This window comes from Arthrobacter glacialis (assembly GCF_002909415.1).
Lineage (GTDB): Bacteria > Actinomycetota > Actinomycetes > Actinomycetales > Micrococcaceae > Specibacter > Specibacter glacialis.
The window spans coordinates 183,167-207,698 of record NZ_PPXB01000002.1; the positions used below are offsets into that span (position 1 = coordinate 183,167).

Genomic DNA, 24,532 nt, shown 5'->3' on the forward strand with positions numbered 1-24,532 from the left:
TTGGCAGCAGCACCTGATGTGTAACAGCTCGCTAGCTGGCAGTACAGAACTCCCGTCCCGGAGCCGATCAACAGATCGTCACCTGGGCGGGATTTTTGTGTTCGCCGAAGACTGTGTGTCGGACAGGTTCCTGCCGACCGCCCGCCAAACAGTTTGCACTAAGTGCAAACTTGCACTTAGTGTAGAGATGTGAGTTCTTCTGCACTTCCCACCCAACAGCCGCTGGCTGATCCGCAACCTTCCCGCCGCGAACTGAACAAGGCCGCCTCCCGGGACGCGATTGCCAATGCCGCCCTCGAGTTCCTGCGCAGCGGCGACCTCAGCTCCTTCACCGTTGACGACGTTGCCGTGGCAGCCGGTGTCTCCCGGCGCACCTTTTTCAACTACTTTTCCTCCGTGGAAGCGGCCGTTGCCAGCTTCACCCAAAATTACCTGGACCAGGTCATTTTGGAATTGGAAGCCCGGCCAGCCGACGAACCGGTGCTCGAATCCGCCCAGATCGCCCTGTCAGCCGTGGGCAGCGCCCGCAACCTGGCCATTCTGGCCGAGACTTTCGCCCTCACTCAGGACCCCCAGCTGGGCCGCTTCCAGCTCCAGGCCTGGGAGGAATGCAGCCTCAAAATCACTGAAGTTGCCAGGCACCGCCTGCCCCCGGATACCGATGAACTTTACCTTTACGCCCTAGTGGGCGCCGTTACCGGCAGCTGCCGGGCGGCGTTCCAAGTCTGGTTCCAGAAGCATGGAACCAACATCACCGACGAATCGTTGGCTGATTTGCGTGCCTTCTTGGACAGCACCATTTCCCACATCCGCAACGGCTTCAGCAGCTAGTCTTTTCTGCGCTCCGCACAGCACAACAGCCTGCGCCCCGCCCGCGCCGGCACCCTTAGAGAATGGAACGATCATGGCCCTCTGGCTCTATAAACTTGGACGGTTCTCCGCCCGCCGCGCTTGGCTGGTGATTGCCGCCTGGGCTCTCATCATGGGAATGGTGGGCGGTGCCGCGGCCCTGTTCATGGGCCCCATGTCCAACAACTTCCAGATTCCCGGCACCGAAACTCAGCAGATGGCAGATAAGCTGCAGGCTGACCTGCCGGAGGCATCCGGGGGCACCGGCGCGGTGGTGTTCACCACCACCAACGGCGAACCGTTCACCCAGGCCCAGGAAGAAGCCATCACGGGGGCACTGGAAACAGTGACAACCGTGCCAACCGTCAAGGGCGTCATTGACCCTTTCCTGACCACCGCCCAGAAGGCTGAAGGCGCTGCACAGCTGGCCGACGGCGCCAAGCAGTTGGCTGCCGGCGAGGCGCAGGCCGCTGCCGAAAAGCCCAAACTGGATGCCGCAGCCGCGGAGTTGGCCGCCGGCAAGGCCCAGCTGGACGCAGCCCAGACCCAGTTGGACACGCAGAAGGCCCAAGCCGCAGCACTGCCGGCCGGCTCTCCGGAAGCAGCCGGTGCCGCCGCGCAAATCGCCGCGGGCCAGGCCCAGCTGGACGCCCAAAAAACCCAGTGGCAGGCCGGCCAAGATGCCTACCTGGCTGGAAAGGCCAAGTTCGACGCCGGGCAGGCCACCCTGGCCGCCACGAAGGCCGAGCTCACGGCTGGCCAGCGCATGGCAGACGCAGCAGCGGGAGTGCTCTTTGTTTCTGAAAACAACAAGGCCGCCATCGGCCAGATCCAGTTCTCCGAGTCAATGAACGCCGTGACACCTGCAAACCGTGAACTGGTCCAGGAAAAGCTCAACACCCTGGATTCCAGCGGAATCACTGTCTCCTACAGCAAGGAAATTGTCGAGGACGTCTCCTCGCTGTTCGGAGTCTCAGAGGTTGTGGGCATTGCCGTGGCAGCAGCGGTCCTGTTGATCATGCTGGGCACCTTTGTTGCCGCCGGCCTGCCGCTGCTCATGGCCGTTATTGGCGTGGGCATTGGTGTGGGCGGCACCATGGCCCTGACAACAGTCATTGAAATGTCCTCCATCTCCCCCATGCTGGCCCTGATGCTTGGCTTGGCTGTTGGCATTGACTACTCGCTGTTCATCGTGAACAGGCACCGCCAGCAGCTCCTCGCCGGCTTGGCAATGCGTGAATCCATCGCCAAGGCCACCGGCACCTCAGGCAACGCAGTGACCTTTGCTGGCTTGACGGTTGTCATTGCCTTGGCGGCACTCTCGGTCACGGGACTGCCCTTCCTTGCCATTCTGGGCTTGGCCGCGGCCGCAACCGTTGCCGTTTCAGTCCTCATCGCCTTGACCCTGACGCCTGCCTTGCTCTCCTTGATTGGCACCCGCCTCATCTCCAAGCGTGTTTGGGTCAAGAATGCGGCCGCTACTGCTGCGCACGACGCCAAGCTGGCAGGTTTGGATGCCAGTGGCAAGGCTGCCGCCGATGAAGCCGTAGATGTTGCCCGCAGCGCCCGCGGTTGGGGTGGCCTGGTCACCAAGCACCCCGTGGTTGCCCTCATCAGCGCTGTGCTGGCCTTGGCTGTCATAGCCATACCGGCTACAGGTCTGCGCTTGGCCCTGCCCGACGGCGGTTCGGAGCCCGTAGATTCCAGCGCCTACCAGGCGTACTCCATCACCGGCAAGAACTTTGGCGAAGGCATGAACGGGCCCATCATTGTGGTCGGCTCTTTGCCAGCGGGCTTGGACAGGACCAGCGCCACCACGCTGAACCTCGATGTTGCCGATCAGCTGCGCCAGGTTCCCAATGTGAAGGCCGCCGTTCCAGTCATGCTCAGCGAGGACCTGCGCACGGCCGTGTACCAGGTCATCCCGGCCGAGGGTCCTGCCAGTGAAGGCACCGTCCAGGTGATCCATGAACTGCGTGAGCAGGGCTCCACCATCAAGTCCGACCTTGACGTGACCATTGGCCTGACCGGCCAGACGGCCGCCAACGTTGATGTCTCGGAGAAGCTGGGAGCGGCGCTACCGCCTTACCTGGCCATCGTCGTCGGACTTTCCTTGATTCTGCTGATCCTGGTGTTCCGCTCCATCCTGGTGCCGCTGCTGGCAACCGCCGGTTTCCTGCTTTCGCTCGTTGCTGCGTTTGGTGGCGTGGTGGCCGTGTACCAGTGGGGCTGGCTCTCTGGCGTCTTTGGTGTGGAGAACCCGGGAGCCGTGCTGAGCTTCCTGCCGATTATTTTGATTGGCGTGCTGTTCGGGCTGGCCATGGATTACCAGGTGTTTATTGCCTCCGGCATGCGTGAGGCGTACGTCCACGGCCAGGACGCCAAGCAGGCTGTCCGCACCGGGTTCAAGCATGCTGCCCCGGTGGTGACGGCGGCCGCGATCATCATGATCAGTGTGTTCTCCGGTTTCATTTTCAGCCACCTGACCATGGTGCGGCCGCTGGGCTTTGCGCTGGCGTTTGGCGTGCTGATTGACGCGTTCGTGGTGCGCATGACCATTGTTCCGGCCGCCATGCACCTGCTGGGCAAAACTGCCTGGTGGATCCCGGCCTGGCTGGATAAGATCCTGCCGGATGTGGATGTGGAGGGCGCCAAGCTGGCCACGCTCACCGACGCCCCTGCCGATGCGCGGGAACTGAGCGGGGATCGGGAACCCTCGCGCTAGCTAGCTGGCACCGCAACGCGTCACTGGACAGATAATGCCGCTTCCCACCGTGGAAGCGGCATTATCTGTCCAGTGACGATGCGACGGCGGACCCGTCCCCAGCCAGCTGGTCTAGACTGGTGATCTGCGGCACATCTTCGCAAATCTGCGGGCCGTATCCCATCAATGGCGCTGTTCCCACCAATGACGCTGTTCCTACCAATGACGCTGTGGTTTTGGAGAGTTGATGCCCCCGACGCACCCCCTGCTTGCCGATCTGCCAGCCTTGCGGCCCTTGGTGCGCGAGTCGTGGCAGCGCTCCATGGATGCCCTGAGCACGCCCGCCGGCCTCACTCCTCCGGTGGTGTGGGAGAGCCGGGAGCTTGCCGAATTCCGCCGCGATCACCCGCTGGCCGCGATCATGCCCGTCATCTCCAAATTGCTGGTCCAACCCAGCCGCGACACCGGCCTGCTGATCGCCGTGGGCGACGAGCACGGGCGGCTGCTGTGGGTGGAAGGCGATCCCTCAGCCCGCCGCCAGGGCGAGCACATCAACTTCGCCATGGGCGCCGACTGGTCAGAAACAGTTGTTGGCACCAGCGCCCCGGGCACGGCCCTGGTGCTGGGCCGGAGCGTGCAAATTGTTGGCCAGGAACACTTCAATCCCGCCGTCCACTCCTGGAGTTGCACCGCAGTTCCCGTCCACGACCCGGATTCGGGGGCCATTTTGGGCATCGTGGACATCACGGGCGGGCCCGACGCCGTGGGTGCCAACACGCTGTCCCTGGTGCAGGCAACCGTGGCTGCAGCACAGGCGCAGCTGCGCATCGAGCGGCTGGAACAGCGGGTGCAGCATCCGACTCCTAAGCACGGCAGTTTCAACAAGCCGCTCTACCGGGACAGCTTGCAGGTCCTGGGTCGCGACCAGGGCCTGTTGCATGTTTCCGGCCAGGCACTGACCCTCAGCGAACGCCACACCGAAATCCTTGCCGTGCTGGCCTTGCATCCCGAGGGTCTCAGCGCTGAGGAACTCTCCGACAAGGTCTACCCCGAGGGCACCTCGCTGACCAGCATCCGGGCCGAGATGGTGCGCCTGCGCAAGCTTTTGGCGGCGGAGGCCCCCACGCTTGTGCCGGAATCCCGCCCGTACCGGCTGCCCCGGACGCTCGTGGTGGATGCCGAGCAGGTGCACAACTACTTGGACCGCGGCGCGCACCGGCTGGCGCTGAACATTTACCGCGGCGAGGTCATGCCGCGTTCGGCGGCCCCGGAGATCGAGGGCCTGCGCACCCGGCTGGCCATCCAGCTCCGCGAAGCCATTCTCAACGACGCCAGCCCCGAAGTCCTGCTGACGTACCTGCAGCTTCCCGAGGCAGCGGACGACGTCGAAGCCTGGCGCTGCGCCCTGCGTGTCCTGCCGCCGCGCTCACCCAAGCGCTCCGCCGTCGTGGCTCATTTGGAAGCCCTGGCGCGGTAGCCTCCCTTTTTCCAACTGACCCGCAGAAAACGCCGATAATCACCACCAAATCGGCTTTTTTCGCCGTTTTCTGCGGGTCAGTTTGATGGGATGGCGGGCTGCATCTGCGCGGCACGGTCCTTCGCGGGCGCCCGGCTCAAGTCCCACATCCACCAGCGCTTCAGGCTGGCCCACAGCATGAGTGCCGTCGCCACCGGAACCACGGCCAGCTACATCCGCCAGGTGCGGACGTCGGCCATCTTCTTCAGCAGCACGCAGCCGGCCACCAAGACCACCACAGTTGCCACGATGGAACCCAACACCAGAACAACAGACTCATTCCCCATGGACTCTAAGTATTTTGTTGGTCGCTCTGCGAGTGACTGGCAGTCTGATGTTGTGGCTCGGTTCGGGTGTGACTCACCCATGGAATTGCCTCCTCCGCTTGGGGTGAGTGCGCTGTCTTGGATATGTCCGCCCGGGCTAGGTTCAGCATCGGTTCTGTCTACTGCCCTGGCTTGATAAGAAGCCTGCCCGCCATGAACACTGGCGTGGCTCATTACAGACCTGCCAAGCGGTAACCCTTTCGATGCGTCACATGACTGACAGTAACCGTCGATATTGGAGGAGACATGAGCATCGTTGCTCTGGACCTGTTCAAGCGCCAGGTAGCGGCTTTGGCAACGCCCATAATTGGGGGTTCAGTTCCTACCCACCCCTGTTGAGAAGGCCGACCGAGTAGCGACGCAACCCATAGCAAAAAGGTGCGGGGCGGGCAAGGAATGCATACCGATGCACTTGCTTTGCCCGCCCCATAAGGTGCGTTACTGTGGTCGTCTCAAGCTGTCGACAACCACATACTGCTGGTGTTGCTGTGTCCGTCTCCCACTGCCTGACGGTCCGGTACTGCTGGTACTGCTGTGGTCGTCTCAAGCTGTCGACAACCACGTACTGCTGGTGTTGCTTGTGTCCGTCTCCTACTGCTTGACGGTCCGGTACTACGGGCACTTCTCATAATGCTGGTATTGCCATTACTTGTGTTGCTGTGGTCTTCTCAAGCTGTCGACAACCACATACTGCTGGTGTTGCTGTGTCCGTCTCCTACTGCCTGACGGTCCGGTACTGCTGGTACTGCTGTGGTCGTCTCAAGCTGTCGACAACCACGCTTTCCGGGTCCTGCTGTGGTCATCTCAAGCTGTCGACAACCACATACTGCTGGTGTTGCTGTGTCCGTCTCCTACTGCTTGACGGTCCGGTACTGCTGGTACTGCTGTGGTCGTCTCAAGCTGTCGACAACCACATACTGCTGGTGTTGCTGTGTCCGTCTCCTACTGCCTGACGGTCCGGTACTGCTGGTACTGCCGTGGTCATCTCAAACTGTCGACAACCACATACTGCTGGTGTTGCTTGTGTCCGTCTCCTACTGCTTGACGGCCAGATTTGCTGCAACGGCGCTTCCCCCTAGACAAGCAACTTCAACTACTTTGGGCGGGGGAACTTCCGTTCTCTTTTTCTTACGAGAAAAAATATAGCCACTCTCTGAAATCTCGTCAAGTCGTCTTCGGACGGTTGAGTTTGGTCGCCTTTTGCGGTTGGCTCGGGATCTACCTTGTGGCTCGCATTGGTTTAGCGGCACGTCATCGTAGTCATCTGCCTTAGTGATCGCTGCTGGCCGGACACGCGGCGCTTAAGAAGTTGCTGGGGATCTGGTGCAAATTTTTGTGTGTGCCTCTAGGCCGCGGTGGTTCTTGTGAGGAGATATTTGGTTGTCCGGGAGCCGGGCCGGGTGAGTTGGTGGTGTCACGCGGTCAGGGAACCTTTCACTGGGGTTGTCTGGTGGTGGCCGCGAACGGTGGGTATATGTTGCGTGTCAGCGCGTGTGTGTATTCTCTTTTCTGGGAGGTGGCTAACCGCCTTGATTGGTTGGCCACTTCTTCTTTAAACTCCCGGGATCAGTAGCCGGCTACCGGGCTAGTCCCCTATGGCATGACCCGGTCAACCCTTGACAGTTATAGAAGCATCCCAGACTAGTGGGCCCCGGACCTTGCAACGTGCTTGCAACGTGACTCCCCGTACTGTTCTGGGCAAGGACATCGACGTCCCCCACGCAGAGGAGTTTAGACAATGACTGTTTATGCACAGCCCGGCCAGCCAGGCTCAAAGGTCACCTTCAAGGACCGTTACGAAAACTGGATTGGCGGCGAATGGGTTGCCCCCGTCAAGGGTGAATACTTTGAAAACATCACACCCGTCACCGGCAAGGTGTTCTGCGAGGTGGCCCGCGGTACGGCCGAGGACATTGAACTCGCCCTGGACGCAGCCCACAAGGTGGCCCCGAGTTGGGGGCAGACATCGGCCGCCGAACGTGCAGCCATCCTGAACAAGGTGGCAGACCGGATCGATGAAAACGTTGAGCTCCTGGCCGTGGCCGAATCGTGGGACAACGGCAAGGCCGTGCGCGAAACCCTCAACGCCGACATCCCGCTCGCGGCAGACCACTTCCGCTACTTCGCCTCTGTGGTCCGCGCCCAGGAGGGCCGCCTGACCCAGCTCGATGACAACACCACGGCCTACCACTTCCATGAGCCGCTCGGTGTGGTGGGCCAGATCATCCCCTGGAACTTCCCCATCCTGATGGCCGTATGGAAGCTGGCCCCGGCACTCGCAGCGGGAAACGCCGTCGTGCTTAAACCAGCGGAGCAAACACCCGCCTCCATCCTGGTCCTGATGGAACTCCTCTCCGACATCCTGCCCGCCGGCGTCATCAACGTGGTCAACGGCTTCGGTGTGGAGGCCGGCAAGCCGCTCGCCTCCAGCAAGCGCATCCGCAAAATCGCGTTCACCGGTGAGACCACCACGGGCCGGCTCATCAGCCAGTACGCGTCGCAGAACCTGATCCCTGTCACGCTGGAGCTCGGCGGCAAGAGCCCCAACATCTTCTTCGACGACGTCATGGACAAGAACGACGCGTTCTACGACAAGGCCCTTGAAGGCTTCACGCTCTACGCCTTCAACCAGGGCGAGGTCTGCACCTGTCCCTCACGCGCCCTGGTCCAGGCCTCCATGTATGAGGCGTTCATGGCCGACGCCGTGGCCCGCACCGAGGCCATCATCCAGGGGAACCCACTGGACACCGACACCCAGATCGGCGCCCAGGCCTCCAACGACCAGATGGAGAAAATCCTCTCCTACATGGACATTGGCAAGCAGGAAGGCGCCACGCTGCTCACCGGCGGCGAGCGCAACATCCTGCCCGGAGATCTGGCCGGCGGCTACTACGTCAAACCCACCATCTTCGAAGGCACCAATGACATGCGCATCTTCCAGGAGGAGATCTTTGGCCCGGTGCTCGCGGTGACCAAGTTCGACGACTACGCCGACGCGCTGCACATCGCCAACGACACCCTCTACGGCCTGGGCGCCGGTGTCTGGTCACGCAACGGCAATGTGGCCTACCGGGCGGGCCGTGAGATCCAGGCCGGGCGCGTCTGGGTCAACAACTACCATGCCTACCCCGCCGGTGCAGCGTTTGGCGGTTACAAGTCCTCCGGCATCGGCCGCGAAAACCACGCCATGATGCTGGACCACTACCAGCAGACCAAGAACCTGCTGGTCAGCTACAGCGAGGACAAACTCGGCTTCTTCTAAAACCCCCTCCCAGCGCTCGCTCACTAACGGGGCTGTTTTCACCGACGCTCGCTCACTAACGGGGCGTTTTTCGGGAACGCTCCTGCACCTTTTCCACGCTCGACGCCGGGCACCTGCCCTAGGTGCCCGGCGCACGCCCGTCATCACCACGTTCATTGGAGAACCACATGACCACGATGCATGCAGCAGTTGTCAAGGAATTCGGCGCACCCCTCAGAATTGAGGAATACCCGCTGCCCACCCCCGGGCCGGGCCAAGCTCTAGTGAAGTTGATCGCCAGCGGCGTCTGCCACACGGATCTGCACGCTGCCGAGGGCGACTGGCCCGTCAAGCCCAGCCCGCCGTTCGTACCCGGCCACGAGGGCGTGGGTGAAGTGGTTGCCTTGGGCGACGGCGTCACCTCCTTGGCGGTTGGCGACCGTGTGGGCAACGCCTGGCTGTGGAGCGCGTGCGGCGACTGTGAATTCTGCCGCACCGGCTGGGAAACTCTGTGCGAGTCCCAGCAAAACGGAGGTTACAGCGTGGACGGCTCCTTTGGCGAGTACATGCTGGTCGATGCCGAGTTCGCCCCGCGCATCCCCGAGGGCGCCGACCCCGTGGAGATTGCGCCAGTACTGTGTGCCGGCGTCACTGTCTATAAGGGCTTGAAGATGACTGAGGCCCGCCCGGGCCAGTGGGTTGTCATCTCCGGCATTGGCGGGCTGGGGCACATTGCCGTCCAGTACGCCGTGGCCATGGGCCTGCGTGTTGCAGCCGTGGACATTGCCGAGGACAAGCTGGCCTTGGCCCGCAAGCACGGCGCCGAAATCACCGTCAATGCCCGGGATGAGGACCCGGTGGAGGCCATCCAGCGCCAAACCGGCGGCGTCCACGGCGTGCTGGTCACGGCGGTCCACCCGGCAGCGTTTGGCCAGGCCATCGGCATGACCCGCCGCGGCGGCACCATCGTGTTCAACGGTCTGCCGCCGGGCGATTTCCCGGCGCCCATCTTTGAAGTGGTACTCAAGGGCCTGACCATCCGCGGCTCCATCGTGGGCACCCGCCAGGACATGACCGAGGCCATCGACTTCTACGCCCGCGGCCTGATCCACCCCACCGTCTCCACCCGCAGCTTAGGCGAAATCAACGAGGTGCTGGAGGAGATGAAGGCCGGTGCGATTGACGGTCGAGTGGTCATCGCCTACTAAGCGAGCTGCCTCGTCTTAGGGCCTTACCAAGCACGACGCCGGGCACCTTCCGCAGGTGCCCGGCGCACCCATTTGTCCCAGTTTGCCCGTCGAATGCAATTGCCGAATCGAGCCACACCATGAGCCAAGTTTTGGATGCCGCCATCACCATCCCGGGCGAAACACAGTCCCGGGTTGCCCTGAGCGGCATGGCCGTGGAACTGCTGCAAAAACTGTGGGGCATCCACGGCCCGCTCATGTTCCACCAGTCCGGCGGCTGCTGTGACGGCTCTTCCCCCATGTGCTACCCGGCGGGCGAGTTCATCACGGCAGAAGCTGACATCCTGCTGGGCCTCTTTGAGCTCCCCGGGTGCGGGCCCGTGGAGTTTTGGATGTCGAAGGAACAGTTCAACTATTGGTCGCACACCCACTTGACGGTGGATGTGGTGGCCGGCCGGGGCAGCGGGTTCTCCGTCGAGGCGCCGGAGGGCAAACGTTTCCTGATCCGCTCCCGGCTGGTGGACGGCTTCGTGCCCGCCTCCCAGCAGTAACTCCGATCTGTGGCACAGCTGTTGAACCGCCAAAATCAGTGCCAGGCGCTCTTTCAAACGTTCCGCGCAACAACCGAGCCTAAGCTTGAATCATGACCACACCCGCACGCCTTGTTCTGGCCTCCAAGTCCCCCGCCCGCACCAAACTGCTCTCCGACGCCGGAATTGCGCACAGCATTCTTGTCTCGGACGTGGATGAGGACGCCGTCAGTGCCGCCGCCGGCCCGTTGACCCCCGCCGAAACAGCGCTGCTCCTGGCCCGGGCCAAGGCCGAGGCCGTAGCCGCCGACATGTCCGACGGACTCGTGGTGGGCTGCGATTCGGTCTTTGAGTTCGACGGCGAGCCGTACGGCAAACCCTGGGAGGCCGCCGTCGCCCTTGAACGCTGGCAGCTCATGCGCGGCAAGTCGGGTGTGCTCCACACCGGCCACTGGCTCATCAACGCTGCCGGCGGCGAATCAGTTGCCCACGGCGAGATCAACAGCGCCGTGGTCCACTTTGAGGACGTGTCCGACGCCGAAATTCTCGCCTATGTTGCCACGGGCGAACCCCTGCAGGTGGCGGGCGGATTCACGATTGACGGTCTGGCCGGGGCGTTCATCAGCGGCGTGGATGGTGACCCACATACGGTGGTTGGGCTGTCCATTTCCACGCTGCGGCGGCTGCTGGCCAAAACGGGCGTTTCCATCACAGAGTTGTGGGCCTGAGCGGCCAAAATCATGAACGTATGCGTGGAACCCACCGTGAGTTCTGCGCATACGCATTTATGCGCAGAACCCACAGCGGGTTTCACGCATAATTTCAGGGACGCCACAGAAACTACTTGACGGAATAGAAAGTACTTTCATATAGTTGTGTCATCAGGCAACACAACGTCAGCGAAAGGCATGTCCATGACTCGGCAGAACAGCTCCCCCTCGGCCGCAGAAGCCCGCGAGCTCCTCGCCCGGGCCGAAGGCATCGGCAGCACGGCCACCAGTGCCGCCGGCTGGCCAACCGCCATGGTGTTCAATTCGCTGGCCATCATCGGCTCCATGATGATGATCGGCTTTCACATTGTTGCCCACACCGGCTACGGAGCACCGCTGCTGGCCATGAGCGTGGCCGCCTGGGCCATGATCACAGCCTTTACCTGGACGTTTATGCTGCGCACCACCAAGGCCGGCTTCTCCAAGCGATTCGCCACATCGCTCATCGCGTACTTCGTGCTCTACGTAGCCGCCATCGCCACGGGAGCCCTGGCGTTCGCCAACGGCAGCCTGGTCTACTACATCAGTGCCGCAGTCATCCTCGCGGCAACCGGCGTCGCCGCAGCATTCCGCGAGTTGCGCGCATGAGTAAGCAGCCAGCCCAAGCAGAGAGCCCAGCCCCGCAGGAACAGCAGGGAACCCAGCACCCCCGCCACGAACTCAGTGAAGTGCTGCACCAGCCCGTCAGGTTTTCCATTGCCGCGGCCCTGGCCAGGACCGAAACCATGGATTTCAAGGACCTGCGCAACACCATCCAGGTAAGCGGCTCCGTGCTCAGCAAGCAGCTCTCCACGCTTGAAAAGGCTGGCTTCATTGAGGTCAAGAAGGCCTTTGTGGGCAAGTTTCCCCGCACCTCGGTGAAGCTGACCGCCGTCGGGCATCAGGCATGGGAACACCACATGGCCACACTGCGCCTCATTGCCGGGGACTAATGGCCGGGGACTAACTAAGAGCATTTTGTAGGTTCTCCACAAAAGAACCGTCACGCACACGCATAATAGGCATGATGTGTGAGGAAATTCCACATAGTCACGCTAGGCTCTGTGAAGAATAGAAGGAGTCTCGTGTGAGCATTTCACAGTCCGCCAGTGCGCAAAAGCTGAGCAAAGTCCTGATCGCCAACCGCGGTGAAATTGCCGTCCGCATCATCCGGGCGGCCCGCGACGAAGGCATCACCTCCGTTGCTGTCTACGCTGAGCCGGACCGGGACGCACTGCACGTGCGCATGGCCGATGAAGCCTTCGCGCTCGGCGGGTCAACCGCAGCAGACTCCTACCTGGTCATGGAGAAGATCCTCGACGCCGCAAAGCAGTCGGGTGCCGACTCCGTCCACCCCGGCTACGGCTTCCTGGCCGAAAACGCCGATTTCGCCCAGAAGGTTATCGACGCCGGCCTGATTTGGATTGGCCCCTCCCCCGCAGCCATCGCCGCGCTGGGTGACAAGGTCCAGGCCCGCCACATTGCCGAAAAGGTTGGCGCACCCCTGGTGCCCGGCACCAAGAACCCGGTGGCCTCCACCCAGGAAGTCCTGGACTTCGCTGAAGAGTTCGGCCTGCCCTTGGCCATCAAGGCAGCCTATGGCGGCGGCGGACGCGGCATTAAAGTTGTCCGCACCCGTGAAGAAATCCCCGAACTGTACGAGTCGGCAGTCCGCGAAGCCGTCGCAGCCTTTGGCCGCGGCGAGTGCTTCGTGGAGCGCTTCCTCGACGCCCCCCGCCACGTGGAAACCCAGTGCCTGGCAGATGCGGCGGGCAACGTCGTCGTCGTCTCCACCAGGGATTGCTCCCTGCAGCGCCGCAACCAGAAACTGGTGGAGGAAGCCCCCGCACCGTTCCTTACCGATGACCAGAACAAGCGCCTTTATGAAGCGTCCAAGGCCATCATGAAGGAAGCCAATTACGTTGGCGCCGGCACCTGCGAATTCCTCGTGGGCACCGACGGCACCATCTCCTTCCTCGAGGTCAACACCCGCCTCCAGGTGGAGCACACCATCTCCGAAGAGGTCACCGGCATTGACCTGGTGCGCGAGCAGTTCCGCATCGCCCGCGGCGAGGAACTGGGCTACGGCGACCCCGAAGTCCGCGGCCACTCCTTCGAGTTCCGCATCAACGGCGAAGATCCGGGCCGCGGCTTCATGCCGGCCCCCGGCACCGTCACCACGCTGACACTGCCCACGGGCCCCGGTGTCCGCGTCGATTCCGGCATCACCGCCGGCGAGGTCATCGGCGGCAACTTCGACTCCATGCTGGCCAAGCTCATTGTCACCGGGGCCACCCGCGAGCAGGCGCTCCAGCGTTCCAGCCGGGCACTGGAGGAAATGCAGGTCGGCGGCCTGCCCACCGTGCTGCCCTTCCACCGCGCAGTGGTCGTTGACCCCGCCTTCGCCCCGGCCAACGGCGCCGCGTTCACCACGCACACCCGCTGGATCGAGACCGAGTTCAACAACACCATCCCCGCCTTCGACCTCTCAGGTGTTTCCGCTGCCGCGGACGACGCCGGAACGCGCCAAAGCGTCACCGTCGAGGTGGGTGGCAAGCGGCTTGAAGTGACGTTGCCGGCACAGTTCGCTGTGGGCAGCGTTTCCAACGGTGGTGGCGCCAAGAAGGCCAAGAAGGCCGGTCGCAACCGCAGTGCTGGCCCGGTGGCCGCCAACGGCAACGCGCTGGCCTCCCCCATGCAGGGCACCATCGTGAAGGTGGCTGTCGCTGATGGGGACGTCGTGGCCGAGGGTGACCTTATTGTGGTGCTGGAGGCCATGAAGATGGAGCAGCCCCTCACGGCCCACAAGGCAGGTACCGTGACCGGGCTCAGTGCAGCAGCCGGTGACACCGTCGCCGCAGGAGCAGTCCTGGCCACCATCGAGGACTAACAAGACTAACCCTCGCTCACATATGGGGCGTAAATGCGAAACGCTCGCTCACCAATGGAAATTGGTGAGCGAGCGTTTCGCATTTGTGCCCCTTTGCTGAAGGAGCGTCCGCCAAAACACAACCACTACTGCAGGAGCGTTGGAATCGGAGGAGGGGTCAGCTGACGTTGGTGGTGTAGTCCAGGTCGCGGGTTTCCTTCATGATGAACAGGGCTATCAAGGTCAGCACTGCCATGGAGGAGAGGTACACGCCTACCAGCACGGGGCTGCCATCGGCGCTCTGCCACAAGGCAACGGCGATGAACGGGGCCACGGCCGCACCCAGGATGCTGGCCATGTTGTAGCTGATGGCCGATCCCGTGTAGCGCACATTGGTGGGGAAGAGTTCAGGCAACAGGGCACCCATGGGGCCAAAGGTGAGTCCCATCAAGGTGAAGCCGATGATCAACAGGGCCATGACGCCCACCATGCCGGCACCGAACAGCGGCACAAAGGTCAGACCGAAGACCAGGATGCCTCCGGTGACCCAGAGCAGGGTCTTGCGGCGGCCAAACTTCTCAGCCAACGGGCCCGAAACCAGGGTGAAGATGCCGAAGAATACCACGCCAATGATGAGCATGATCAGGAACTCGTTGCGGGTGTAGCCCAGGCCGGGAACCCAGGCGGCGATGGCGTCGGCGCTCATGGGCTTGCCGGCTGCCTGGGCCTTGGCCTTGGCGGCCTCAAGGGTGGCGGGAGCTGTGCCGTAGGAAAGCGTGAAGGTTGTCATGAGGTAGAACAACACGTACGTGGCGAGCATGACGAAGGTGCCAATGATCAGGGGGCGCCAGCTGGTCTTGAAGACCCGGCCAACGGGCAGCTTGGACACTTCGCCGGCGTCGATCACGTTCTGGAAGGCCGGGGTTTCAACCAGCTTCAGGCGGACGTACAGGCCAATGATGACCATGACGGCGCTGAGCAGGAACGGAATGCGCCAGCCCCACGAGGTGAACTGTTCAGTGGTCAGGCCAAGGCTCAGGGCCAAGAAGATGCCGTTGGCCAGGATGAAGCCAATGGGTGCGCCCAGCTGCGGGAACGTGCCGTAGATGGCTCGCTTGCCCGCGGGGGCGTTTTCGGTGGCCAGCAGCGCTGCACCGCTCCACTCGCCGCCAAGGGCCAGGCCCTGCATGAATCGCATGACCACCAGCAGGGCCGGTGCCCAGAAAGTCCAACCCGGCACCGAAGCCGTGGGCAGACAGCCAATGAGGAAGGTGGCAATGCCCATGGTCAGCAGGGACGCCACCAGCGTGCCCTTGCGGCCAAACTTGTCACCGAAGTGGCCAAACACAATGGATCCCAGCGGCCTGGCAATGAACGCCACACCGAAGATGGCGAAGGAGCTCAGCAGGGCAACGGAGCCCTCGGCATTGGGGAAGAACAGGGCCGGGAAGACCAAGACCGCTGCTGTGGCATAAACATAAAAGTCGTAGAACTCAACAGTGGTGCCAATAAGGCTGGCCACGATGACCCGTCCTCGGCTATTCGCTTGTGGAATCTCCACTGTCTCCGCTTTTTGGGGAGTGCTCATGGTTCGGCTTTCTCTAAGGGCCCTGTCAGACATTTGTGAACCGATACAAGGCGTTGGCGATACTTTGTGCGACCGTCAACTCTATAGGTAGCGTCCACCCATTGGACAACTAGCGCCACTATTTGGACATTCGGGTGCGTTGCAGACGCAGCCTAACAACGCCGGGCCGCGCGTGGATAGGGAAATGTCACAACGATTTCACACCCGGTGACGGCCCCCGAAACGCCGCCTCCCTAACGTTGATCACACAGGGTTGGAAACACAGCGACGATCACACAGCGAAGCGAAGAGGGAGGCATGTCATGTCTGTAGAGAACATGAACGGCTCAATGGTTCAGGCCGGAACCAGCGCCGGAACCACCGGCGCGGCACTGACGGGCACACCGGGACGGTGGCTGCACGGTTGGGACGCCGAGGACACGGCGCAATGGGAAACCTCGGGCCGGGCCATTGCCAGGCGCAATCTTTGGTGGTCCATCGCCTGCGAGTTCCTGGGCTTCGTGGTGTGGCAGCTGTGGTCCATAGTGGTGGTGTTCCTGCCCGGTGCAGGCTTCACCTTCAGCTCTGCAGAACTGTTCTGGCTCATCTCCATCCCATCCCTGGTGGGAGCCACCCTGCGCATCCCGTACACGTTCATGGTGGCGAAGTTTGGCGGGCGCAACTGGACCATCATCTCGGCATTGCTCCTGCTCATACCCACACTGGGCATGGCCTGGTGCCTCAGCGATCCCACCACTCCGTTTGGCACCATGCTGGCCGTTGCGGCACTGGCCGGGCTGGGCGGGGGCAACTTCGCCTCCTCGATGGCGAACATCACCTACTTCTTCCCGGCCCGTGAAAAGGGTTGGGCGCTGGGACTGAACGCTGCGGGCGGGAACTTGGGCGCCGCCGTCGCACAATTCATGGTCCCGCTGGCAGTCACCTTCCTCGCCGCCGGCACCCTTGGACTCCCGCTGGCCGGGCTCATGTGGGTGCCGCTGATCCTGATCGCTGCGTGGGGTGCCTGGAGGTACATGGACAATCTGGCCAGCGCCAAGTCGGACATTGCCGGTTCGCTGGCCTCCTTGCGCGAACCGCACCTGTGGATTCTGGCACTGCTGTACATTGGCACGTTTGGCTCGTTCATTGGCTTTGCGGCCGTTTTCCCGAAACTGATTGTGGATTCCTTTGGCTCCGGCGTGGGCATCCCCATTGGCCCGGCCATCATCTCGTTGGCCTTCCTGGGCGCACTGGTGGGTTCCCTGGCCCGTCCCTTTGGCGGGAAACTGGCCGATCGCTGGGGCGGTGCCCGGGTCACAGTGGCCTGCTTCGGCGTCCTGGCCCTCACGGCACTGGCCCAGCTCCTCACCCTCCCGCTGGGCAGTTTCGGGCTGTTCCTGATCCTGTTCCTGGTGCTCTTCGCCGCAGCAGGCGCCGGCAACGGCTCCACGTACCGCATGATCCCCATGGTGTTCGCGCTGCGGTCCAAGTCGGACGACGGCGGCAAAATGAGTGCCGCCCGCAAGGCGTCGGCCGCGCTGGGCATCATCTCCGCGATTGGCGCTTACGGCGGATTCCTGGTTCCGCAGGTCCTCAACGCCTCCCGCCAGGCCACAGGTGGTTACGAGAACGCCTTCCTCGCCTTTGTGGCCGGGTATCTGGTGCTCATGGCAGTGACCTGGGCCGTGTACCTGCGCCCCTCCTCCGCCGCCAAGCTGGGAAGCGTCTAGTGACGGTGCCCTCGAACGCCACGGACACCCACTGTCCCTATTGCGCACTGCAGTGCGCCATGACGGTGACGCCGGCCGCGACAGGACCAGCAAGAGCGGGCGCTCCGGCACCAGCCACGCCGGAGCCCGTCATCACGGGCCGTGATTTCCCCACCAACCGCGGCGGGCTGTGCCGCAAGGGGTGGACAGCGGCAGCCCTGCTGGGCCATCCCGAACGGGTCACCACTCCCCTGCTCCGGGGCCGGGACGGAATTCACCGCCCGGTGCCGTGGACACTGGCACTGGACCTGATTGCGGACCAGGTGCAGCGGACCCGCGCAAGCCATGGCCCGGATGCCGTGGGTGTGTTTGGCGGTGGCGGGCTGACCAATGAGAAGGCCTACCAGTTGGGCAAGTTTGCCCGGCTGGCCCTGGGCACCTCAAGGATCGACTACAACGGCCGGTTTTGCATGTCCTCGGCTGCCGCCGCCGGCAACAGGGCCTTTGGCCTGGACAGGGGCTTGCCGTTTCCGCTCGAGGACTTGGACAGGGCCGACGCCGTATTGCTGCTTGGTTCAAATGTTGCCGAGACCATGCCCCCGTTCATCCAGCACCTCCAGGGTGCCCGCGCTGCCGGCGGCTTGGTGGTGGTGGACCCCCGGCGCACGGCCACTGCCGATTTCACGGCCGACGGCGCCGGCCTGCACCTGGCGCCCGTCCCGGCCACGGACCTGGTCCTGCTGCTAGGCCTGAGCCACATCGCCATCCACGACGGTTTTGCGGATGCAGGCTTCGTTGCCAGCAGAACTGCGGGCTACCAGGCCGTGGCCCGCAGCGTGGCCCAGTGGTGGCCGGAACGAGTCCAATCGATCACCGGCGTTCCCGTGCACCTGCTGCGCGAAACAGTACGCCTGTTGGCACAAGGGGCACGCGGCGGCGGCAGCTACATCCTGACCGGGCGCGGCGTGGAGCAGCACGTCGACGGCACGGACACCGCCACGGCTGCCATCAATCTGGCCCTGATCCTGGGACTGCCCGGCTCCGCCAACAGCGGTTACGGCACGCTGACGGGTCAGGGCAATGGACAGGGCGGCCGGGAACATGGCCAAAAGGCCGACCAGCTCCCCGGCTACCGCAAGATCACCGATCCCGCAGCCCGGAAGCATGTGGCGAAGGTGTGGGGCGTGGATCCGGCGCTGATCCCGGGGCCGGGACTTCCCGCCGTCGAACTCTTGGCGTCGCTGGGCAAGCCAAACGGGGTGCGCACCTTCTTCATTCACGGGGCCAATGTGGCTGTGTCGGCCCCCAACGCCAGCCAGGTGCTGAAAGGCTTGCGTGCCCTGGATTTTTTGGTGGTGTGTGATTTCTTCATGTCGGAGACGGCGCAGGAGGCGGATCTGGTGCTGCCGGTACTGCAATGGGCCGAGGAGGAGGGCACCATGACCAATCTGGAGGGCCGGGTGCTGCGCCGTCGGGCCGCGCTGACCCCGCCCCTGGGGGCGCGTTCGGAGCTGTGGATCATGGCTGAACTGGCCTGCAGGCTCAACGCGCCGTCCATCTTCAGCGCCGACCCCGAAACCGTCTTCACCGAGTTGCGGGCCGCTTCCGCCGGGGGTCTGGCCGACTACTCCGGCATTGACTATGCGCTGCTCGATTCCGGTGAGCCTGCCTACTGGCCCTACCCCGCCGGCAGCACGGGCACGCCCCGGCTATTTTTGGACGCCTTTGCCCACCCGGACGGCCGCGCGGTGCTGACGCCGGTCTCCCCCTCCGCGAACCCGGCGCGGGACCCGCTTTTCACCGGTGCAACGCTGGCCCTGGTGACGGGGCGGCTACTGGAGCACTACCAATCCGGGGCCCAGACCCGCCGCGTGGCCGAGCTGGCCGGCGCCGTGCCCCGCGCCCAACTGCTCATCCATCCCCTGGCTGCGGCGTCCCGTGGAATTTCCGACGGCGGCATGGTCACCGTTGCCAACACCCGCGGAACGGTGCGGTGCCAGGCCAAACACAGCACTGCCATCCGCTCCGACACCGTTTTTTTGCCCTTTCATTTTGCCCAGGACGAGAACGCGAATTTGTTGACCAGCCAGGCCACCGACCCCATGTCGGGGATGCCCGAATTCAAGGCAAGCGCAGTCACCGTCACAGCACTGTCGCAAAACTGAAGCACCACCGAAGCACTACTGAAGGAGGAGCCATGACGAACACACCCCTGCACATAGTTGTTGTGGGCTATGGGCCTGTTGCCGCCAGGTTCGTAGACCAGCTGCTCCCCGCCGTCCGCAGCGGCGCTGTGGCGCTCACCGTCATCGGCGAGGAATCTGCCGCCGCCTATAACCGCGTGCTGGTGGCCGATCTTGGCGTGGGGCGCACCACCGCTGCAGCCATTGCGCTCTCGGATGCCGCGGAACTCGTGGCGGCGGGCGTCAACGTTCACCTGGGCACGCGGGTGCTGCGCCTGGACCGGGCCCGCCAACAGGTGCGGTTGGCGGACGGCACCTCCCTTCGCTACAGCAAATTGGTGTTCGCCACCGGCGCGCGCCCCGTGGTGCCACCCCTGCACGGTCTCAACCCTGACCCGGCCGCCCGGGTTGCGCTGCCCCGGGGCGTCACGGCGCTGCGGGATCTGGCCGACGCCGCCCAGCTGAGCGACGCCGTCGACCGCAAGGCAAAAGTGGTGGTGTTGGGGGGTGGCATTCTGGGCCTGGAGGCGGCGCTGGCGGCGCAGGATGAGGGCGCCAGCGTGACTGTCGTTCACCACGGCACGCACGCATTGGCGCGGAGCATCGACGCCGGGGCCGGGCACACCCTGGCAGCAGCCCTGCGCAGCAGCGGCATCACCGTCATCTCGAACGCCCGCTCTGTGGGGGTGCAGCTGAGCCCCGGGCACGACGGCGAACTTCGGTTCTCTGCCCTGCTGCAGGAAAGTGGTGCTCCCGTTGAGGGTGATCTGCTGGTGCTTTCCTGTGGCGTGCGGCCTCGCGTTGAGGTGGCGGCCGGGGCTGGACTGGCCACGGACCGGGGCATTCTGGTGGACCACCGGCTCGCTGCCCTGCACGATCCGAACGTTTTTGCCATGGGCGACTGCGCGCAGGTCCGCTGCCTGGACTCCGACTGCGCCGACTGTGCTGCCAGTGATGGGCCGCTGGGGCTGATTGGCCCCGGCTGGCGGCAGGCCGAATGGCTCGCGGACTTCCTGACGGGATCTTTGGCAGTGCCGCTGCCGGCCGAGCGTGCCCCGGTCATGATGCTCAAGGCGCGGGGCGTGGATGTAGCGGCCGCCGGGGAAGTGCAGGCCGGGCCGTTCGATCCCGTTCCGGGCCTGTCCGTGAGCCAGTGGGCTGACCCCGAGCACGGAAAATACGTGAAAATGAGCACCCGCGACGGGGTGCTGGCCGGCTTCATCAGCGTGGGCATGCCCCGCACGGGCGCCGAGCTCACGCTGCTCTTTGAACGCGGCTCCGAACTCCCGGCAGACAGGTCGGCCCTGCTGCGTCTGGACGGCCCCGACAGGGACACTGCGGCCACGGCGGATCCGGCCCGGACAGTGTGCCGGTGCGCCGGTGTGGCGGAGGAAACCATCACGGCCGCCGCCGCCCGCGGCTGCTCGACCGTTGCGGAAGTCTCTGCGGTTACCCGGGCAGGAACGGGTTGTGGTGGTTGCCACGGAGAGCTCAAGGAGCTGATCGAGAAGCACTTCGCCCCCGCCTAAAACCAACTTCACAACTTCACAACTTCACAACTTCACAACTGACCCGCAGAAAACGCCGAAAATTCACGGTTTTACCGTGATTTTCGGCGTTTTCTGCGGGTCAGTTGGCGCGGTCGTCGCCGCTAGAGCTCGTGCGGCATTTCCTCGGGGGCCGGAAGCTGATCCTCATCTTCCGGGTGGCGGGCCAAGTTCCACATGGCCAAGGCCAGCCCGCCCCAAATCGTCAACAAGGCAATGATCATCATGGTGATGGCTACCGGGGTCATGATTGAACCTTCTCTCGGTTGTTGTCAACGTCGCCGTCACGTTCGGCGGCTTCGTTGAACTCGTCGTACTCGGCATCGTGGAGCCTGGACTTCTCGCTCCAGGGAATCAAGGAGAGAAGCACTGCACCCACAATCAGCGCACCCGCCATGCCCCAACCGAACACCCCGTTGAACCAGGCCGGATAGCCCGAGTACTGCTCGGTGCTCTTGGTCTGGATCTCGTTGATGAGCATGTAGCCCAGGGCCACCGGCACAATGCCGCCAACCACAACGCGCCAGCCGACGCCCATCTTGATGGTTGAGGTCTTGTTCAGGTGCTTCTGCAGGCGCGGGAGGCTACTGAGCCCGGCCGAGACGACGATAACTGTGACCAGGGCACAGGCGAGGATGCCGAACTGGTTCACGAACGCGTCCGAGGTGTCCAGCAAGTGGATGCCCGTGGTGGTCGGGAAAAGAATCAGCGAAATCAGGGCGATCGGAATGGTGACGGCCAAAGTGGCTACCTTGCGGCTCCACCCGAGCTTGTCCTGGAACGCCGCCACGATGACTTCCAGGATGGAGATCAACGAGGTCAAGCCGGCAAAGACCAGTGAGCCGAAGAACAGGACTCCCAACACTGCACCGAAGGGTGCTTCGGAAACAATGGTGGGGAAGGCCACGAACGCCAGTCCGATGCCGCCGGAGGCGACCTCGTCCACGGCCGTTCCGGATGCCACGGCCATGAAGCCAAGGGCAGCAAAAACGCCAATGCCGGCAAGGATTTCAAAGCCGGAGTTGGCGAAGGCCACCACCATGCCCGATCCGGTCAGGTCGGTCTTGCGCTTGAGGTACGAGGAGTAGGTGACCATGATGCCAAAGGCCACTGAGAGGGAGAAGAAGATGTGCCCGAAGGCCGCGGCCCACACACTCGGGTTCTTCAGAGCAGCCCATTCCGGGGTGAAGAAAGCGTTGAGGCCTTCCATGGCGCCTTCGAGGAAGAGTGACTGCACCACGAGGATCACGAACATGACCACCAGCAGCGGCAGGAACACGGCATTGGCGCGTGAGATGCCCTTGTTAACACCGGCCACCATGATCACAATGGCCACGATCCACACGGCCAGCATCGGGAAGAAGACATTGGATACGTAGTCAAAGGACAAGCCAGCCTCGGGGGCTGACTGGAGGTAGTTGGTGAAGAAGAACCCCTCTGCGTCATCCCCCCAAGCCTGGGTCACGGAAAACCAGGTGTACATGGCTGCCCAGGCAATGATCGCCGCATAGTAGATGGCGATGACGAAGCAGATCAGCACCTGCCACCAGCCCAGCGGCTCGGCGGCACGGTGCAGCCTGCGGTACGACAGCGGGGCTGAGCCGCGGAAGCGGTGCCCAATCGAGTAGTCCAGGAACAGCAGGGGTATGCCGGCGCACAGCAGTGCAACCAGGTAGGGAACCAGGAAGGCGCCCCCACCGTTTTCGTAGGCGACATAAGGGAAGCGCCAGATATTGCCCAGCCCGACGGCGGAGCCGATCGCCGAGAGTATGAAGAGCTTGCGCGAAGAGAAGGTCTCTCGCCGGGCCGGGGCAGCTGCCCCGGCCCCAGCTATGGGTGATTTAGTCATGAAGCTACGCTAGCCCACTTGTGCCACAAACCACATGTTCTAGGCGCAAAAACGGGCAGTTCACGCCCCGTGTAAAAATCGCAACTGACCCGCAGTAGTGGTCGAAAAAACGCGATTTCGCGGTGTTTTTCGACCACCACTGCGGGTCAGTTGAGGCGGGGAGCTTAGATCAAACCCTGGCCGAGCTTGCGAGGTTGGGAAGGACGTTACATGTGGACGTGGAGGCGGCGGGCCGCTTCGGCGATGGAGCCCGAAAGCGACGGGTACACCGTGAAGGTGTTGGCGACGTCGTCCACGTGCAGCTTTTGCGTGACGGCCAGGGCGATCGGGAAGATCAGCTCACACGCGCCAGCGCCCACCACAACGCCACCAATGACTGTGCCGGAGCCCTTGCGCGCAATGATCTTGATGAATCCGTCGTTGACGCCGCGCATCTTGGCCCGGGCGTTGGTATGCAGGGAGAGCTTGATGACGTCTCCCTGGTACTTGCCGGAGGCCAGATCGGCTTCCGAGACTCCCACCGAGGCAATTTCGGGGGATGTGAAAATGTTGGAGGAAACCTGCGTCAGTTTCAGGGGGCGCACACCGTCGCCGCCCAAGTGGGCCACGGCGATGCGGCCCTGCATGGCAGCAACCGAGGCCAAGGCGAACACGCCCGTGCAGTCGCCGGCCGCGTAAACGTTGGGCGCACTGGTGCGGGAAACGCCGTCGACCTTGATGTGGCCGCTGGAGGTGACTTCAACCCCGGCGGCCTCCAAACCAATGTCGGTGGTGTTCGGGATGGACCCCACGCAGACCAGGCAGTGCGATCCGGTGACCTTGCTGCCGTCGCCCAGGGTGACCACCACGCCGTCGGCCGTGCGTTCCACAGCCTCGGCGCGGGACTGGGACAGCACGCGCAGGCCGCGGCGGGCAAAAACGTCCTCCAGCACGGCGGCGGCGTCCGAGTCCTCACCCGGCAGCACCTGCTCACGGCTGGAAATCAAGGTGACCTTGGAGCCCAGGCCGTTGAAGGCTGAGGCGAACTCGGCACCCGTGACGCCGGAGCCCACCACAATGAGTTCTTCGGGGAGCTCTTCCAGATCGTAAATCTGGGTCCAGTTCAGGATGCGTTCGCCGTCGGGCTGGGCCGTGGCAAGTTCACGCGGGTGGGCGCCCACAGAGACCAGGATGGCGTCGGCCTTGATGATTTCCTTGGACTCGCCGCGGTCAACTTCAATGGTGCGGTTGTCCAACAGCCGGCCGGTGCCGATCACAATCTTCACGCCCAAGGCCTCGAGCCCGTTGCGGATGTCCGTTGACTGTTCCCGGGCAAGACGCATGACGCGTTCGTTGATGTTCTTCAGATCCGCACGCATGACGGTCTTCGGGTTGCCCTCGGGTGTCTCGAAGCTCACACCCAGCTCGGTGGAATCCACGCTGCGGTTCATGGCCTCGGCCACGGCAATCAGCGACTTGGACGGGACCACATCGGTGAGGACTGCCGCACCACCCAATCCGGCGCGCTCCACAATGGTCACGGTTGCACCCATCGAGGCGGCCACCATCGCGGCTTCATAACCGCCTGGTCCACCACCGAGGATGGCTAGGCTGGGAAGGGCAAAGGGCTGAAAGACATCTTGTTGGCTCGTCACAATTGTTCATTCTTCCCTAGCTTGCGCCATGCACCAAGTTATTCGAGCTTGTGTACGGAGGCCCGCGGTGCC

Annotated in this window: 17 protein-coding genes; 13 read left to right on the top strand and 4 right to left on the bottom strand. The window is 63.4% G+C overall.

The window, feature by feature from the left end; all coding sequences use genetic code 11:
- The first annotated feature begins 189 nt into the window (after positions 1–189).
- The 10 genes from CVS28_RS02825 (at position 190) to CVS28_RS02870 (ending at position 13,992) form a co-directional block, all read left to right on the top strand.
- Positions 190–831: a TetR/AcrR family transcriptional regulator gene (locus tag CVS28_RS02825; protein ID WP_243399659.1), complete on the top strand. Its 642-nt coding sequence runs from the start codon at positions 190–192 to the stop codon at positions 829–831.
- A 73-nt stretch (positions 832–904) separates the two neighbouring features.
- Positions 905–3,574 carry an MMPL family transporter gene (locus CVS28_RS02830; protein ID WP_103480560.1) on the top strand — a complete coding sequence of 890 codons (2,670 nt, stop codon included), beginning with the start codon at positions 905–907 and terminating at the stop codon, positions 3,572–3,574.
- A gap of 226 nt (positions 3,575–3,800) precedes the next feature.
- Positions 3,801–5,030: a sigma-54-dependent transcriptional regulator family protein gene (locus CVS28_RS02835; protein ID WP_103480561.1), complete on the top strand. Its 1,230-nt coding sequence runs from the start codon at positions 3,801–3,803 to the stop codon at positions 5,028–5,030.
- Between the two features lie 2,103 nt (positions 5,031–7,133).
- Positions 7,134–8,657 (top strand): acetaldehyde dehydrogenase ExaC, encoded by a 1,524-nt coding sequence (gene exaC / locus CVS28_RS02840; RefSeq protein ID WP_103464361.1) that lies wholly within the window; start codon positions 7,134–7,136, stop codon positions 8,655–8,657.
- 176 nt (positions 8,658–8,833) lie between these two features.
- Positions 8,834–9,844: an alcohol dehydrogenase AdhP gene (gene adhP, locus CVS28_RS02845; RefSeq protein WP_103464431.1), complete on the top strand. Its 1,011-nt coding sequence runs from the start codon at positions 8,834–8,836 to the stop codon at positions 9,842–9,844.
- A gap of 119 nt (positions 9,845–9,963) precedes the next feature.
- Positions 9,964–10,374: a DUF779 domain-containing protein gene (locus tag CVS28_RS02850; RefSeq protein ID WP_103480562.1), complete on the top strand. Its 411-nt coding sequence runs from the start codon at positions 9,964–9,966 to the stop codon at positions 10,372–10,374.
- Between the two features lie 92 nt (positions 10,375–10,466).
- Positions 10,467–11,081 carry a Maf family protein gene (locus tag CVS28_RS02855; RefSeq protein ID WP_103480563.1) on the top strand — a complete coding sequence of 205 codons (615 nt, stop codon included), beginning with the start codon at positions 10,467–10,469 and terminating at the stop codon, positions 11,079–11,081.
- A gap of 186 nt (positions 11,082–11,267) precedes the next feature.
- Complete coding sequence (locus tag CVS28_RS02860) at positions 11,268–11,711, top strand: hypothetical protein (protein WP_103480564.1); 444 nt, start codon at positions 11,268–11,270, stop codon at positions 11,709–11,711.
- Positions 11,708–12,055: a winged helix-turn-helix domain-containing protein gene (locus CVS28_RS02865; RefSeq protein WP_103480565.1), complete on the top strand. Its 348-nt coding sequence runs from the start codon at positions 11,708–11,710 to the stop codon at positions 12,053–12,055. Before CVS28_RS02860 ends, CVS28_RS02865 begins: the two co-directional genes overlap by 4 nt.
- A gap of 134 nt (positions 12,056–12,189) precedes the next feature.
- Positions 12,190–13,992 carry an acetyl/propionyl/methylcrotonyl-CoA carboxylase subunit alpha gene (locus tag CVS28_RS02870; RefSeq protein WP_103480566.1) on the top strand — a complete coding sequence of 601 codons (1,803 nt, stop codon included), beginning with the start codon at positions 12,190–12,192 and terminating at the stop codon, positions 13,990–13,992.
- 157 nt (positions 13,993–14,149) lie between these two features.
- On the opposite strand, the gene CVS28_RS02875 is transcribed toward CVS28_RS02870, so the two are convergent.
- A complete protein-coding gene (locus CVS28_RS02875; RefSeq protein ID WP_103464355.1) occupies positions 14,150–15,559 on the bottom strand; it encodes an MFS transporter in 1,410 nt (469 codons plus the stop codon).
- Between the two features lie 302 nt (positions 15,560–15,861).
- On the opposite strand from CVS28_RS02875, the gene CVS28_RS02880 reads away from it, so the two are divergent.
- Genes CVS28_RS02880 through CVS28_RS02890 form a run of 3 tightly spaced genes read left to right on the top strand, consistent with a single transcriptional unit; the run spans position 15,862 to position 20,959 of the window.
- On the top strand, positions 15,862–17,268 hold the full coding sequence (locus tag CVS28_RS02880; protein ID WP_103480567.1) for an MFS transporter: 1,407 nt from the start codon (positions 15,862–15,864) through the stop codon (positions 17,266–17,268).
- Between the two features lie 59 nt (positions 17,269–17,327).
- Entirely contained in the window at positions 17,328–19,412 is a 2,085-nt protein-coding gene (locus tag CVS28_RS02885) for a molybdopterin oxidoreductase family protein (protein WP_103480568.1), read from the top strand.
- 32 nt (positions 19,413–19,444) lie between these two features.
- The gene (locus tag CVS28_RS02890; RefSeq protein WP_103464353.1) at positions 19,445–20,959 is read left to right on the top strand and encodes an FAD-dependent oxidoreductase; all 1,515 of its coding nucleotides are present in this window, start codon (positions 19,445–19,447) and stop codon (positions 20,957–20,959) included.
- 122 nt (positions 20,960–21,081) lie between these two features.
- Here the strand turns inward: CVS28_RS02890 and CVS28_RS02895 are convergent, their stop codons facing one another.
- From CVS28_RS02895 to CVS28_RS02905, 3 genes are all read right to left on the bottom strand, one after another.
- Positions 21,082–21,225 (bottom strand): methionine/alanine import family NSS transporter small subunit, encoded by a 144-nt coding sequence (locus CVS28_RS02895; RefSeq protein ID WP_103464352.1) that lies wholly within the window; start codon positions 21,223–21,225, stop codon positions 21,082–21,084.
- Positions 21,222–22,826, bottom strand: coding sequence for a sodium-dependent transporter (locus CVS28_RS02900; protein ID WP_103464351.1), 1,605 nt, complete (start codon positions 22,824–22,826; stop codon positions 21,222–21,224). The genes CVS28_RS02895 and CVS28_RS02900 overlap by 4 nt, the downstream gene beginning before the upstream one ends.
- Before the next feature lie 206 nt (positions 22,827–23,032).
- Positions 23,033–24,460 (bottom strand): NAD(P)H-quinone dehydrogenase, encoded by a 1,428-nt coding sequence (locus tag CVS28_RS02905; protein WP_103464350.1) that lies wholly within the window; start codon positions 24,458–24,460, stop codon positions 23,033–23,035.
- Positions 24,461–24,532: the final 72 nt, after the last annotated feature.